Raw genomic sequence first — 14,752 nt, 5'->3', positions numbered from 1 at the left:
TAGTTGCGGAGCGATGATGAGGGCGTGACCGCGACCACACGCACGACGCAGGGCGAGCGCAGCCGTCTCATGCGCCAGCGGCTGCTGGAGGCGACCGTCGACTCGCTCGTCGAGCTCGGCTGGTCGGGCACCAGCACGACCGTCGTCTCGCAGCGCGCGGGCGTCTCGCGCGGAGCGCAGCTGCACCACTTCCCGAGCAAGCAGGCCCTCGTCATCGCTGCCGTTGACCACCTGACCGAGCGGCGCCGCGACGACCTCGCCGCAGCCGTGCGAGGGCTGCCGGCCCAAGGTCGTACGCGGGCGGTGCTCGACGTGCTCGCCGCACAGTTCGTCTCGCCGGTCTTCTTCGCGGCGCTCGAGCTGTGGGTCGCCGCCCGCACCGACGACGAGCTGCGGGCCGCAGTCGGCCCGTTGGAGCGCCGCGTCGGCCGCGAGACCCACGCCTACGCGGTCGACCTGCTCGGCATCGACGACAACCGGGGCCGCAACCGGCAGCTCGTCCAAGCCACCCTCGACCTCATGCGCGGGCTCGGGCTCGCCGCCTCTCTCTCGGATGACACCGCACGCCGCACGTCGATCCTCGACGCGTGGGCGATCACCCTCGACACGGAGCTGGAACGCTGATGAGCACCGACACCTCGCCCGACCCGACGCCCGACGCGGCCCGCCACGCGGTCCTCGAGGCCGTCCTCGCCGACCTCCACGCGGAGAGCCAGCAGCTCGACGCGATCGTCGCCGACCTGGACGACGCCGGATGGGCCACCGCGACGCCCGCGCCGGGCTGGGACGTCGCGCACCAGATCGCACACCTGCACTGGACCGACAGCGCCTCGCTCGCGGCGATCGAGGGCGGCGAGGCGTTCGCGACACTGATCAAGAACGCGGTCGAGAACCCGACCGGCTACGTCGACGCCGAGGCCGACCGGCTCGCCGCGCTCGCGCCGCAGGAGCTGCTCGCCACATGGCGCGACGGGCGCCGACAGCTGGCCGACGCTCTCCGGGCGGTGCCCGCGGGCGAGAAGATCGCCTGGTTCGGCCCGCCGATGAGCCCGGCCTCAATGGCGACCGCACGGCTGATGGAGACCTGGGCGCACGGACGTGACGTCGCGGAGGCCTTCGGCATCGAGCTGCCGCGCACCGCCCGCGCGAAGCACGTCGCGAACCTCGGTTTCCGTACCCGCGCCTTCGCCTATCTCGTCCGCGGTCGCGACATCCCCTCGACACCGGTCCGTGTCGAGCTTGTCGGCACCGACGGCGAGACGTGGGCGTGGGGGCCGGAGGACGCCGAGGACCGCGTCACCGGCGACGGCTACGACTTCGCGCTGCTCGCGACGCGCCGTCGTACCCGCGACGACGTCGACGTGGTCGCCCACGGTGCCGCCGCCGACGAGTGGCTCGACATCGTGCAGGCCTTCGCGGGGCTCCCGGGTCCCGACCCGGTGCCGGTGGGGTCTCGACAGGCTCGACCGGCGGAAGGTGCGGCTCGACCGGCGGAGGGGTCTCGACAGGCTCGACCGGCGGAGGGGTCGGCATGATCCGCATCGGCAACTGCTCGGGCTTCTACGGCGACCGTCTCGCGGCGATGCGCGAGATGCTCACCGAGGGTGACCTCGACTACCTCACGGGCGACTACCTCGCCGAGCTCACGATGCTCATCCTCGGCCGCGACCGCCTCAAGGACCCTTCGCTCGGCTACGCCAAGACGTTCGTCCGCCAGATGACCGAGTGCATGGGCCTGGCCAAGGAGCGCGGTGTCCGCATCGTCACCAACGCCGGCGGTCTCAACCCCGCAGGGCTCGCCGACAAGCTGCGCGAGATCGCTGCCGAGCAGGGGCTCGAGATCGTCGTCGCCCATGTCGAGGGCGACGACCTGCGTCCGCGCGCCGACGAGCTCGGCCTCGTCGGACACGGCGGACAGCCGCCGATCACCGCCAACGCCTATCTCGGCGCGTTCGGCATCGCCGCGGCGCTCGAGGCCGGCGCGGACGTCGTCGTGACCGGTCGTGTCACCGACGCGTCGGTTGTCGTCGGGCCTGCCATCCACGCGTACGGGTGGGGGCGTGAGGACTACGACGCGCTCGCCGGCGCCGTGGTCGCCGGGCACGTCGTCGAGTGCGGGGCGCAGGCGACGGGCGGCAACTTCTCCGGGTTCGCGACGCTCGACCCCAAGGTCCTGCTGCACCCCGGCTTCCCGATCGCGGAGGTCGCGTCGGACGGCAGCAGCGTCATCACCAAGCACGAGGGGACCGGGGGCGTGGTCACCGTCGACACCGTCACGGCCCAGCTCGTGTACGAGATCGGCGGGCCCGCGTACGCCGGACCAGACGTCGTCACCCATCTGGACTCGATCGTCCTCACGCAGGACGGCGAGGACAGGGTGGCCGTCTCCGGTGTACGCGGGTCCGCTCCGCCGGCGACCACGAAGGTCGCGCTCAACTCCTTCGGCGGGTTCCGCAACACCGTCGAGCTCGTGCTGACCGGCCTCGACATCGAGGAGAAGGCCGCGCTGGTGCGCCTCCAGGTCGAGGACGCGCTCGCGCAGTCGCCGGCCGGGATGCCGGACGAGGTCGTCTGGGACCTCGACCGCACGGACGTCGCAGACCCCCGGACCCAGGGGCAGGCGACGGCGCTGCTGCGCTGCCACGTGAAGGCGATGTCCCCCGACCCGGTCGGACGCGCGTTCTCGTCCGCGGCCGTCGAGCTCGCACTGGCCTCGTACCCGGGGTTCACCGTGACGCGACCGCCCGCAGCCGGGACCCCGTACGGGGTCTACACCCCAGCGTACGTGCCGCAGGAGCTCGTGCCGCACACCGTCGTGCTCGCCGACGGCACGCGAATCGACGTGCCACCACCGGCGGGCCTCGAGACGTCGTCGCCGGGTGTCGATACGTCCTTGCCTAGCGGCTCGGACTACTCGACCAACGGAGCCCGTAGCGAGACCACCCAAGCCGTCGCCCTCGGCCGGGTCGTGCATGCGCGCAGCGGCGACAAGGGGGGCGACGCCAACGTCGGCGTCTGGGTCCGCAGCGACGTCGCCGACCCCGACGCCGCGTACGCGTGGCTTGTCGACCTGCTCGACGCTGACACGTTCGTGACGCTGATCCCCGAGGCTGCGGGTCTCGACCTCGAGATCCACTCGCTGCCCAACCTCCGCGCGGTCAACGTCGTCGCCCACGGCTTCCTCGGCGACGGCGTGGCCGCCTCCACCCGGTTCGACCCGCAGGCCAAGGCGCTCGGCGAGTGGCTTCGCGCCCGTGTGGTCGACGTTCCTGAGGAGCTCCTGCGATGACCGCTGCCCCGTACGACGCCTGGTCGACGCCCGAGCGCACGGCGCTGCGCGACGCGGTCACGCGCTTCACGACCCACGAGATCGTCCCGAACCTGGCCGGGTGGGAGGACGACGGCGAGATCCCGCGCGAGCTGCACAAGAAGGCGGCGGCCGCCGGGTTCCTCGGCATCGGCTTCCCCGAGGACGTCGGTGGACAGGGCGGTGACGTCGTCGACATCTCCGTGCTCACCGAGGCGGTCATCGAGTCGGGAGGATCGTCGGGCCTGATGGCCGCGCTGTTCACCCACGGCATCGCACTGCCTCACATCGTGTCCGCGCACCTCTCAGCGCCGTCCGAGCGCAGCGCGGCGCTCGTCGACCGCTACGTCCGCCCGACGCTCGCAGGGGAGATGATCGGCGCGCTCGGCGTGACCGAGCCGAGCGGTGGCTCCGACGTCGCGAACCTGCGCACACGCGCCGCGCGTGAAGGCGACGGGTACGTCGTCAACGGCGCCAAGACCTTCATCACCTCCGGTGTTCGCGCCGACTTCGTGACGACGGCCGTCCGGACCGGTGGCGACGGGTTCGGCGGCATCTCGCTGCTCGTCGTCGACAAGGGCACTCCCGGCTTCACAGTGCAGCGCCCGCTGCGCAAGATGGGCTGGCACTGCTCTGACACCGCCGAGCTGGCGTTCGACGATGCCCGTGTCCCTGCCGAGAACCTTGTCGGTGAGGAGAACGGCGGCTTCGTCCTCGTCATGCAGCAGTTCGTCAATGAGCGCCTCAGCTTGGCGGTGCAGTCGTACGCGACCGCGCAGCGCGCACTCGACCTCGCGGTCGCGTACGCGAAGGAGCGCGAGACGTTTGGTCGTCCGCTCGCGAGCCGCCAGGTGATCCGCCACAAGCTGGTCGAGATGCACCGCGCGACGACGACGGCACGGGCGTACACGCGCCAGGTCGTCGAGCGTGCCGCCGCCGCGTCCGCGGGCGCGGACGTCGACCCGATGCGCCTGGCCGCCGACGCCGCGATCGCCAAGAACGACGCCGTCGCGGCCTGCGCGTTCGTGGTGGACGAGGCAGTGCAGATTCACGGTGGCATGGGATACATGCGCGAGTCCGAGATCGATCGCCACTACCGCGACGCGCGCATCCTCGGCATCGGGGGCGGCGCGACCGAGGTCATGAACGACCTGGTCGCCAAGATCCTGGGGTTCTGATGGAGAGGTCTCGACACGCTCGACCGCCGGGAAGGGGGCATCCTGCCGACGGTGACTGGTCGCCGTTGCGCAGCGCCCGCATGAGCCGACAGCGGCTCGTGGGCGAGCCGTTCGCCTCGCCGGTCGACGTGGTCGAGTGGCTGGGCGCGGTGCAGGCGCAGGAGTACGTCGACGCCGGCTGGGCGCTGTCGCAGCGCAGCGAGGATGCTCCCACCGCGGGCGAGGTCGAGGCGCTGGTCGCGTCCGGCGAGATCCTGCGGACGCACGTGCTGCGTCCGACGTGGCACTTCGTCCGGCCGGCCGATGCCCGCTGGATGCTGGAGCTCACGGGTCCGCGGGTGGTCCGCACGATGGCATCGGCATGGCGCGCGACCGGCCTCGACGAGCCGGATGAGCGTGCGAGGGTGCTCGATGCCGTCGCAGAGGTCCTCGGTGACGGCGAGCACCTCACCCGCAAGCAGCTCGCCGAGCGGCTCGAGGCGAGTGGCGTCGACACGACCAAACGGATCAGCTTCATCACGCTCGCCGCGGAGCTGGAGCGGGTCGCGATCAGCGGGGCACCGCAGGGCAAGCAGCAGACGTTCGCGGCGTTCGACGACCGGGTGCCGGCGTCGGACCCGCTGGAGCACGACGAGGCGGTGGCCCGTCTGGCGGAGCGCTACCTGCGCAGCCACGGGCCGGCGACGCCGCACGACCTGTCGTGGTGGGGCGGCATCACGGTCACCGACGCGCGTCGCGGGTACGAGGCGGCGGGCGCGGCGTCGTACGAGGTCGAGGGGCTGACGTACTACGAGCTGCCGGGTCTCGAGACGTCCTCGACCGGCGGGGAGGGCATCAGCCATCTGCTTCCTCCGTACGACGAGTACCTCATCTCGTACAAGAACCGCCAGGCCGTCGACGCCAGCGAGGACTACGTCCGCGAGCCGATCGAAGGCCTCTTCTTCTGGGGCCTCGCCCTCGACGAGGGGCGCGTCGTCGGCGGCTGGAAGTGGTCCCGCCCCACGCGCAAGGACGACCCGGTGCGGCTCACCCTCACGCTCCTCACCCCCACGACCTCGGCCGTCCGCGACAGGTTCGCGGTGCAGGCCGATCGCTTCTCCCGATACCTCGACATCCCCGTCGAGCTGACCATGGAGGCACCACGATGACGACGACGGTGGACACCGCGTCACCCACGTACACCGACAACCGCGAGGCGTTGCTCGAGAAGATCGACGACCTCGCCGAGCAGCATGCGAAGGCGCTCGCGGGCGGCGGTGAGAAGTACGTCGCCCGCCACCACAAGCGTGGCAAGCTCCTCGCGCGCGAGCGCATCGAGCTGCTGATCGACGAAGGCGCACCGTTCCTCGAGCTGTCGACGCTCGCGGCGTGGGGGACCGACTTCCCCGTGGGCGGCTCGCTCGTCGCCGGCATCGGCGTTGTCGAGGGCGTCGAGTGCATGATCATCGCGAACGACCCGACCGTGAAGGGCGGCTCCAGCAATCCGCTCACGGTCAAGAAGGGCCTGCGCGCTGCGCAGATCGCGGCCGAGAACCGGCTCCCGACGATCAACCTCGTCGAGTCCGGCGGCGCCGACCTGCCGACCCAGAAGGACATCTTCATCCCCGGCGGCGCGACGTTCCGCAACATCACCAGGTCGAGCGCCGCGCGCGTCCCGACGGTCGCGCTGGTGTTCGGCAACTCGACCGCCGGTGGTGCGTACGTCCCGGGCATGAGCGACTACGTCGTGATGGTCAAGGAGGGCGCGAAGGTCTTCCTCGGCGGGCCGCCGCTGGTTAAGATGGCGACCGGCGAGGAGTCCGACGACGAGTCGCTCGGCGGTGCCGAGATGCACGCCCGCGTCTCGGGTCTCGCTGACTATCTCGCGGTCGACGAGTACGACGCGATCCGCCTCGGCCGTCAGATCGTCCGCCGCCTGAACTGGCGCAAGCAGGGCCCGGCACCGAAGGCCTCGTACGCGGAGCCGGCCTTCGACCCCGAGGAGCTGCTCGGCATCGTCCCGAGCGACCTCAAGGTCCCGTTCGACCCGCGCGAGGTGATCGCCCGCATCGTTGATGGGCCCAGTGTGGACGGCGGAACGGGGTTCGACGAGTTCAAGCCGCTCTACGGCACGTCGCTCGTGACCGGGTTCGCGCAGATCCACGGCTACCCGATCGGCATCCTCGCCAACGCCCAGGGCGTGCTGTTCAGCGAGGAGGCGCAGAAGGCGACGCAGTTCATCCAGCTCGCCAACCAGATCGACACGCCACTGCTGTTCCTGCACAACACGACCGGCTACATGGTCGGCGCCGAGTACGAGCAGGGCGGCATCATCAAGCACGGCGCGCAGATGATCAACGCCGTCTCCAACTCGACGGTGCCGCACATCTCCGTCGTCATGGGCGCCTCGTACGGGGCCGGCCACTACGGCATGAGCGGGCGCGCGTACGACCCGCGCTTCATGTTCAGCTGGCCCAACGCGAAGTCGGCGGTGATGGGCCCGGCGCAGCTCGCCGGCGTGATCTCGATCGTCGCGCGCGGTGCCGCCGAGGCGAAGGGCATGCCGTACGACGAGGACGGCGACAAGCAGATGCGCGCCTTCGTCGAGAAGCAGATCGAGGAGCAGTCGCTGGCGTACTTCACCTCCGGGCTCCTCTATGACGACGGCGTGATCGACCCGCGCGACACCCGCACCGTGCTCGGCATCTGCCTGAGCGCGATCGCGACCGCGCCGATCGAAGGGGCCCGTGGCTACGGGGTGTTCCGGCTGTGACCGGCGCACGCCCCGTCCGCGATTCGGGCAATTCGGCACGCAATCGAGCGGCGAAAACAGTGGGGAACCGCCCAAATCGGGGACGAGACGGAGGAGAAGCATGATTCAGAAGGTGCTCGTCGCCAATCGCGGCGAGATCGCGCGCCGGGTCTTCGCGACCTGCCGTGCGCTCGGCATTGCGACGGTCGCGGTGCACTCGGACGCCGATGCGGACGCGCCGTTCGTGAAGGACGCAGACACGGCGGTCCGGCTGCCCGGCAACGCGCCCGGCGAGACGTACCTGCGCGGTGACCTCGTCATCGCCGCCGCACGCGCGACCGGTGCGGACGCGATCCACCCCGGGTATGGGTTCTTGTCGGAGAACGCGGAGTTTGCGGCAGCGGTCCGCGACGCGGGTCTGACGTGGATCGGCCCGGACCCGGACGCGATCGCCGCGATGGGCTCGAAGGTCCGCTCCAAGGAGCTGATGGCCGAGGCGGGCGGTCCGGTCGCCGGGCTGCTGGAGCCCGAGGCGATGACGACCTCCGACCTGCCGCTCGTGGTCAAGGCGTCCTCGGGTGGCGGCGGCCGCGGCATGCGTGTCGTCCGCGACCTCGACGTGCTGCCGGCGGCCCTCGAGCAGGCGGCGGCCGAGGCGGGCTCCGCGTTCGGTGACGCCACCGTGTTCGTCGAGCACTACCTCGAGCACGCGCGCCACGTCGAGGTCCAGGTGATGGCCGACGTGCACGGCACCTGCTGGGTGCTCGGCGACCGCGACTGCTCGCTGCAGCGGCGCCACCAGAAGGTCGTCGAGGAGGCGCCGGCGCCCGGTCTCTCGCAGGCGACCCGCGCGACGCTGCACGACGCGGCACGCGCGCTGGTCAAACAGGTCGGCTACACCGGTGCCGGCACGGTCGAGTTCCTGGTCGCCGAGCGCGGCGCCGACCAGCCCGCGCTCGTCTCCTTCCTGGAGATGAACACCCGCCTGCAGGTCGAGCACCCCGTCACCGAGGCCGTCACGGGCCTCGACCTCGTGGCGCTCCAGATCGCCGTCGCTGAAGGGCGCGCGCTGCACGAGGCCACCGGACTCACCGAGCCGCCGACGTCCCGAGGCCATGCGATCGAGGTCCGCGTCTATGCAGAGGACCCGGCCGACGGCTTCGCGCCGCAGACCGGCACCGTACGAGCCTTCGACGTCCCCGGGGCCACCGTCCGCTTCGGCGCGCTCACCGGTTCGGGCCTGCGTCTCGATTCCGGCGTCGAGAGCGGCAGCGACGTCGGCATCCACTACGACGCGATGCTCGCCAAGCTCGTCGCGTACGGGCCCGACCGCGCGTCGGCGACCCGCATGCTGCGCGGCGCCCTCGACCGTACGACGGTGCACGGGGTCGCCACCAACCTCGATCTGCTGCGCGGCATCCTTGGCGCCCCCGAGTTTGCCGACGCGGCGGCGCTGAGCACCTTGCTGCTCGAGGAGAAGCTCGACGCCTGGTCGCAGGCCCGCGGCGACGACGCCGCCAAGCGCCGGTATGCGGTCGCTGCCGCGCTCGCGTCGGCCACCGCGGCAGCGAAGGCGGCGCCGGTGCTCTCGCGCATCCCGGCCGGGTTCCGCAACGTGCCGTCGCAGCCGATCACCGCGACGTACGCCGTCGCCGGCGAGGAGCTCGCCGTCGCGTACGCGTCGCGGCGCGGGCGGCTCGTCCCGGTCGGCGTGGACGAGGCGACGACTGCGGTGCACGTCGGCACGGACCGCGTGGTGCTGGTCTATGACGGCGTCGAGGAGACGTACGAGATCCGTCTCGGCGGGGGCGTCGTCGACGTGGACGGTCCGCAGGGCCCGCTCGACCTCGTGGTCGTGCCGCGCTTCACCGACCCCGCCGACCAGGTGGCCGAAGGGTCGCTGCTCGCGCCGATGCCCGGGTCCGTCGTGTCGGTCGCCGTGGAGCAGGGGCAGCCGGTCGCGAAGGGCGACGTCGTCCTCGTGCTCGAGGCCATGAAGATGCAGCACACCATCACCGCGCCGACCGACGGCGTCGTCGCCGAGCTCGCGGTCACCGCGGGGAGCCAGGTCGAGTCCGGCGCCGTCCTCGCGGTGATCGACGACGCGGCCGCCCAGGAGAACGTCGAAGGAGAACCCGCATGACCACCACCGCATTCGCTGAGTCCGAGGAGCGCCAGGCGCTTCGCAAGGCCGTCTCCGACCTGGGCCGCAAGTATGGGCGCGACTACTTCAACACCGCCTACCGGGAGGGTCGCAAGACCACGGAGCTCTGGGAGGAGGCCGGCAAGCTCGGCTACCTCGGTGTCGCAGTCCCGGAGGAGTACGGGGGCGGTGGCGGCGAGATCGGTGACCTCGCCGCCGTGTGCGAGGAGCTGGCCGCGGCCGGCTGCCCGCTGCTGCTCATGGTCGTCTCGCCGGCGATCGTCGGCACGATCATCGCCCAGTACGGGACGGACGACCAGAAGCAGCGCTGGCTGCCCGGGCTCGCGGACGGGACGAGCACGTTCGCGTTCTCGATCACCGAGCCGGATGCCGGGTCGAACTCGCACAAGATCACCACGACCGCGTACCGGCAGGAAGACGGTGGCTGGCGCCTGACCGGTGGCAAGACCTTCATCTCCGGAGTCGACGAGGCGAGCCACGTCCTGGTCGTCGCCCGTACGGAGGACCACAAGACCGGCAACCTCAAGCCGGCGCTGTTCCTCGTGCCGACGGACACGCCGGGCTTCACGTGGCAGGAGATCCCGATGGGGATCGTCAGCCCGGAGAAGCAGTTCACGCTGTTCTTCGACGACGTCGTCCTGCCGCAGGACGCCCTCATCGGCAGCGAGGACGCCGGGATCGAGCAGCTCTTTGCCGGGCTCAACCCAGAGCGGATCATGGCGGCGTCCTTCGCCACGGGCACGGCGCGGCTCGCGCTCGAGCTCGCGACCGAGTACGCGAAGACCCGCCAGGTGTGGAAGGCGCCGATCGGTGCGCACCAGGCGGTCGCTCACCCGCTCGCGCAGACCCACATCGAGATCGAGCTGGCACGCCTCATGACGCAGAAGGCGGCCGCGCTCTATGCGGTCGGTGACCACATGGGCGCGGGCGAGGCGGCGAACATGGCGAAATACGCCGCCGGCGAGGTCGTGTGCGCGGCGGTGGACCGGGCCATCCAGACACACGGTGGCAACGGGCTCGCCGAGGAGTACGGGCTCGTGCAGATGCTGGCGGGGTCGCGCCTGTCGCGGATCGCGCCCGTGAGCCGTGAGATGGTGCTCAACTTCATCGCGCAGTTCTCGCTCGGCCTGCCGAAGTCGTACTGATGCCCGCGTCCGTCCCGTCCGGCCCCCACGTCGAAGGAGTCACCGCATGACCGAGCTCGTCCGCCTCGAGGTCGCCGACCAGGTCGCCACGATCACCCTGGACAGCCAGCACAACCGCAACGCCCTGTCGGCGCAGCTCGTCACGGAGCTCGTCGGGCACCTCGAGACCGCGGCCGCGGATCCCGACGCGCTCGTCGTCGTGATCGCGGCGGCCGGGCCGGTGTTCTGCTCCGGCGCCGACCTGTCCGAGGCGGCAGGTGGCGGCATGGTCGAGGGGGCGAAGGGCCTGGTTGCCCTGCAGCGCCTCATCGTCACCCTGCCGAAGCCCGTCGTCGTACGCCTGCACGGTCCGGTCCGCGCCGGCGGGCTGGGGATCGTGGGTGCGGCCGACGTCGTCGTCTGCGCCGACGACGTGACGTTCGCGTTCACCGAGGTACGCCTGGCGCTCGCGCCTGCCGTGATCTCGCTGACGACGCTCGAGCGTATGACGCCTCGCGCGGCGGCGCGGACCTTCCTGACGGGGGCGAAGTTCTCTGCGGCCCAGGCTGTGGAGTACGGACTCGTCACGGAGGCGGTCGCTCCCGATGCGCTCGACGCGGCGCTCGGCGAGATCCTCGACGGGCTCCGCAAGGCGTACCCGCAGGGTCTGCGCGAGACGAAGGCGCTCCTCAACGCCGACCTCGTCGCGCGGATCGACCGGCTGGGGGACGAGGTCGCCGAGCAGTCGGGCCGCCTTTTCGGGTCGGACGAGGCACGCACGGCGATGCTGGCGTTCCTCAATCGCAAGAAGAGCTGATGCCACGACACCCGTGGGCACGACCGGTCCCCCGTCCGGTCGTGCCCACGGGTGTGCCCGGGGTCAGGCTGCACGCCTGAGAGCAGATTATTAGAACACACGTACGATAGTCAAGAGGCTACGATCCGTCTGTGCAGGAGCTCAGTCGACGCCGCGTCCTCGCCGCGCTCGGCCTGCCCGTGCTCGCCGGGCTTTTCGGCTGCGTCCCGCGCGGATGGGACGCGCTGGACGAGACCGCGCTGACGATCGCGACGGGCAACCCCGGTGGCGTCTTCGTCCGCTACGGCCGTGCGCTGACGACGGTGATCGCGCGTGACCTCGACGGAGTGCGAGCTCGCACCCGGACCACCAACGCCTCGCTGGAGAACCTTCGCCTCGTCGCCGAGGGCGCGTGCGACGCCGGGTTCTCCCTCGGTGATGCAGCGGCCCACGCGGTCGCCCCCGCCGCGCCCGGCGGTGCAGCCCGGTCGTACGACCTCGTCGCACTGGCCCGGATGTACGACAGCTTCGTCCACCTCGTCGTCCGCGAGGACTCGCCGTACCGCCAGGTCTCGGACCTCGCGCGCGCCCGGATCGGCATCGGCGCCCACGGTTCCGGAACGCAGGTGATCGCGTCCCGCGTCCTCGAGGTCCACGACGTCCGCAGTCCCGGGGCGAGGTTCGTCGACGCCGCGCTCGAAACCTCGGCCGATGCGCTGAGGGCCGGCCGGATCGACGCCTTCTTCTTCGTGAGCGGGCTGCCCAACCAGGCGATCGCCGCGCTCGCCCGCGAGACGCCCGTCCGGCTCCTCGACCTCGGTGACGTCGTCGAGCCGATGGTGGCCGCGTTCGGCCCCCAGTACGTACGGGCGCCGATCCCGCCGTCGGCGTACGGCCTGCGCGAGGCGGTGAGCACGCTCAGCGTGAAGAACTACCTCGTCGCGAACCCGGCCCTGACCGAGCCCGTGGCGTACGCGGTGACACGGATCGTGTTCGAGCGGCAGGACGAGATCGAGCGGCTCGAGCCAGGAGTCGGGCAGCCGACGCTCGGTGCGGCGATCTTCACCGCGCCGCTGGAGCTGCACCCCGGCGCGCTGCGCTACTACCGGGAGCGGGGCTCCTGAGGGTCACCCTCACCTCGAAGCCGCCGCCGGGCGGACGTCCGACCGCGAAGGTCCCCCCGAGCTGGACCACGTGGGCACGGACGATGGCGAGCCCGAGGCCGGTCCCGTGCACGTTCTGGTGCTGCGCGCCCCGGAAGAACCGGGCTCCGACCTTCGCAAGGTCCTCGTCGCGCACTCCGGGGCCATTGTCGCGGACGCGGATCTCGACGGCTGCAGTCTCCGTGGCGTCGGCAGCCCTGATCGTGACCTCCCCGACCGTCACCTCGACGGGCGAGCCCAACGCGAACTTCGTCGCGTTGTCGAGTGTCGCGTCGAGGACGACATCGACGACCTCGACGGTCGCGAGGGCGAGGATCCGGTCCGGCGCGCCGACCGTCAGGCCGGGCACCGCCTGCTCCCAGATCCGGCAGCGGGCGCGGACGGCGGCGGCGACGTCCACCTCCGTCACCGGTGGTGGCTCGGCGCCGATCTGACCCAGGTCGAGCAGCGAGTCCACGATCCGCGTGAGGCGGTCGGTCTCGGCGAGGACGAGGTCGAGCTGTGCCGCGTCCTCGGGCTCGGCGTCGGCGCTGAGGGTCTCGACGCGCAACCGCAGCGCCGTCAGCGGGTTGCCGAGCTGGTGGGAGGCGTCCGCGACGAGGTCGCTCTGCTGGCGCTGCGCGACCTGGACGTGGTTGGCCATGGCGTTGAAGGAGGTCGCGAGCCGGCGCAGCTCGGGCGGACCGGCACTCGCGGGGACGCGCGTCGCCAGGTCGCCGTGCGCGACGCGGCGGGCGGCCTCGTCGAGGTCGTCGACCGGTCGGAGGATCCAACGCACGAGCGGGACGGCGACACCCGCGGCGGCGACGAGAAGGACGGCGAGGCCGGCGACGACCAGCAGGGCGAGCCGAGCGGCGACGTCGTCGCGCACCCCCTCCGTCGGCGCCTCCATAAGAACCGCCCCGAGGACGTGCGCGTCGCGTCCGATGGGGGAGGCGAGCACGAAGGTGTCGTCCGACCACGGCCAGACCGGGGCCGGCTTCTCGGCGCTGTTGCCCGCGAGCGCGCGGGTCACCTGGCGAGGGACGGACGCGGGTTCGAGGTCGCCCGAGGACGCGGCGATCGTACGGCGGTCGGCGTCGACCACGACGACGCGCGCCCCGTGCACCTCCTCGTACCGGTCGAGCTCGGAGCGCAGCGACGACACCGACCCCGTCTCGAGCGCGTTGGCCGCGACCACGGCGAAGCGGTTGAGGTCGGCCTGCCGCGTCACGAAGAGCTCCTGCGTACGGTCCGACGCGTAGGTGCTGATCAGCGGCCCGAGGAGCGCGGCGAGCAGGATCGACAGAGCCAGCGTCGAGAGGGCGAGGAGGCGGCGGCGCACGCGATCACCCGGTGTCGCGGAGGCGGTAGCCGGTCCCTCGTACGGTCTCGACGAGTTCGGCGCGCCTGAGCTTGGCGCGCAGGCTCGCGACGTGGACGTCGAGGGTGCGTGAGCCGCCGACCCAGGTGGTGTGCCAGATCCGCTCCATCAGCGCCGCGCGCGTGACGACGTGACCGGCGTTCTGGGCGAGGACGAGCAGCAGAGCGAACTCCTTGGGAGAGAGGTCGAGCAGCGCCCCGTCGTACGTCGCCCGCTGCTCCTGCGGCTCCAGCACCAGGTGTGCGACCCGGATGTCGCCGATGACCAGCCCACGCCCGCTCCTGCGCATGACGGCGTCGATCCGGGCCAGCAGGACCTGCGTGCTGTACGGCTTGGTGACGTAGTCGTCGACGCCCGACTGGAGCGCGGCGACCACCGACGACTCGCCACGCCGGGCGGTGACGGCGATGATCGGCACCTCGCTCGCGGCACGGATCCGTCGGGCCAGTGCGAGCCCGTCGGAGTCGGGCAGGCCCATGTCGAGCAGGACGAGCGAGGCGTCGCCGTGCTTGCACCAGCCCTCTTCGGCGTCGGCGGCCCGGTCGACCGCCAGCCCGACGCGGTGGAGCGCTGCGCCGAGGGCGCCGGCGACCGCGTCGTCGTCCTCGACGAGCAGCACGCGCACTACGGACCTCCTTGGCGACGGGGGAACGTCAGGGCGTTGTGATCCACGCCACCGGTACGTTAACCGGCGCGCCCTCGGGAGGGCGACGGAGTGCCCCGATCAAGCACGTTGTGCTTCGACCCGACGACCCTGTCCGGGAAGGAATTACAGAGCTGTGAGCATGGTCAGCCGCGTTGACACTCTGGGTTCGATAATGTCCGGCCACACGGGCCGGCCACACGGGCCGGCCACACGGGCCGGCCACACGGGCCGGCCACACGGGCCGGCCACACGGGCCGGCCACACGGGCCGGCCACACGGG

Annotated in this window: 12 protein-coding genes; 10 read left to right on the top strand and 2 right to left on the bottom strand. The window is 71.6% G+C overall.

The genetic code is table 11. The annotated features are described in order from the left end of the window. The first annotated feature begins 24 nt into the window (after nt 1–24). The 10 genes from ACFSDF_RS06940 to ACFSDF_RS06895 all read left to right on the top strand — a co-directional run bounded on the left by ACFSDF_RS06940 (nt 25) and on the right by ACFSDF_RS06895 (nt 12,424). Entirely contained in the window at nt 25–624 is a 600-nt protein-coding gene (locus ACFSDF_RS06940; RefSeq protein WP_167006913.1) for a TetR/AcrR family transcriptional regulator, read from the top strand. Further along, nucleotides 624–1,535 (top strand): TIGR03084 family metal-binding protein, encoded by a 912-nt coding sequence (locus tag ACFSDF_RS06935; protein ID WP_167251204.1) that lies wholly within the window; start codon nt 624–626, stop codon nt 1,533–1,535. Before ACFSDF_RS06940 ends, ACFSDF_RS06935 begins: the two co-directional genes overlap by 1 nt. Beyond that, on the top strand, nt 1,532–3,289 hold the full coding sequence (locus ACFSDF_RS06930) for an acyclic terpene utilization AtuA family protein (RefSeq protein WP_167251206.1): 1,758 nt from the start codon (nt 1,532–1,534) through the stop codon (nt 3,287–3,289). Before ACFSDF_RS06935 ends, ACFSDF_RS06930 begins: the two co-directional genes overlap by 4 nt. Next, entirely contained in the window at nt 3,286–4,485 is a 1,200-nt protein-coding gene (locus tag ACFSDF_RS06925) for an acyl-CoA dehydrogenase family protein (RefSeq protein WP_167251208.1), read from the top strand. Before ACFSDF_RS06930 ends, ACFSDF_RS06925 begins: the two co-directional genes overlap by 4 nt. Before the next feature lie 80 nt (nt 4,486–4,565). Continuing rightward, nucleotides 4,566–5,633 (top strand): winged helix DNA-binding domain-containing protein, encoded by a 1,068-nt coding sequence (locus ACFSDF_RS06920; RefSeq protein ID WP_377156844.1) that lies wholly within the window; start codon nt 4,566–4,568, stop codon nt 5,631–5,633. Continuing rightward, nucleotides 5,630–7,237 carry an acyl-CoA carboxylase subunit beta gene (locus ACFSDF_RS06915; protein ID WP_208322463.1) on the top strand — a complete coding sequence of 536 codons (1,608 nt, stop codon included), beginning with the start codon at nt 5,630–5,632 and terminating at the stop codon, nt 7,235–7,237. Before ACFSDF_RS06920 ends, ACFSDF_RS06915 begins: the two co-directional genes overlap by 4 nt. A gap of 100 nt (nt 7,238–7,337) precedes the next feature. Beyond that, complete coding sequence (locus tag ACFSDF_RS06910) at nt 7,338–9,359, top strand: ATP-binding protein (RefSeq protein ID WP_377156842.1); 2,022 nt, start codon at nt 7,338–7,340, stop codon at nt 9,357–9,359. Then, complete coding sequence (locus ACFSDF_RS06905) at nt 9,356–10,525, top strand: acyl-CoA dehydrogenase family protein (protein WP_167006896.1); 1,170 nt, start codon at nt 9,356–9,358, stop codon at nt 10,523–10,525. The genes ACFSDF_RS06910 and ACFSDF_RS06905 overlap by 4 nt, the downstream gene beginning before the upstream one ends. Nucleotides 10,526–10,571: 46 nt before the next feature. Further along, nucleotides 10,572–11,321: an enoyl-CoA hydratase-related protein gene (locus ACFSDF_RS06900; protein WP_167251214.1), complete on the top strand. Its 750-nt coding sequence runs from the start codon at nt 10,572–10,574 to the stop codon at nt 11,319–11,321. A gap of 131 nt (nt 11,322–11,452) precedes the next feature. Continuing rightward, nucleotides 11,453–12,424, top strand: coding sequence for a TAXI family TRAP transporter solute-binding subunit (locus tag ACFSDF_RS06895; RefSeq protein WP_377156839.1), 972 nt, complete (start codon nt 11,453–11,455; stop codon nt 12,422–12,424). Here the strand turns inward: ACFSDF_RS06895 and ACFSDF_RS06890 are convergent. Continuing rightward, nucleotides 12,363–13,787 (bottom strand): sensor histidine kinase, encoded by a 1,425-nt coding sequence (locus ACFSDF_RS06890; protein WP_377156837.1) that lies wholly within the window; start codon nt 13,785–13,787, stop codon nt 12,363–12,365. The two genes, ACFSDF_RS06895 and ACFSDF_RS06890, sit on opposite strands and share 62 nt — an antisense overlap. A 4-nt stretch (nt 13,788–13,791) precedes the next feature. Then, a complete protein-coding gene (locus ACFSDF_RS06885) occupies nt 13,792–14,451 on the bottom strand; it encodes a response regulator transcription factor (protein WP_377156835.1) in 660 nt (219 codons plus the stop codon). Between the last annotated feature and the right edge of the window lie 301 nt (nt 14,452–14,752).

It is taken from the genome of Mumia zhuanghuii, from assembly GCF_042681565.1.
Lineage (GTDB): Bacteria > Actinomycetota > Actinomycetes > Propionibacteriales > Nocardioidaceae > Mumia.
This window is presented reverse-complemented; position numbering and strand designations above follow the sequence as displayed.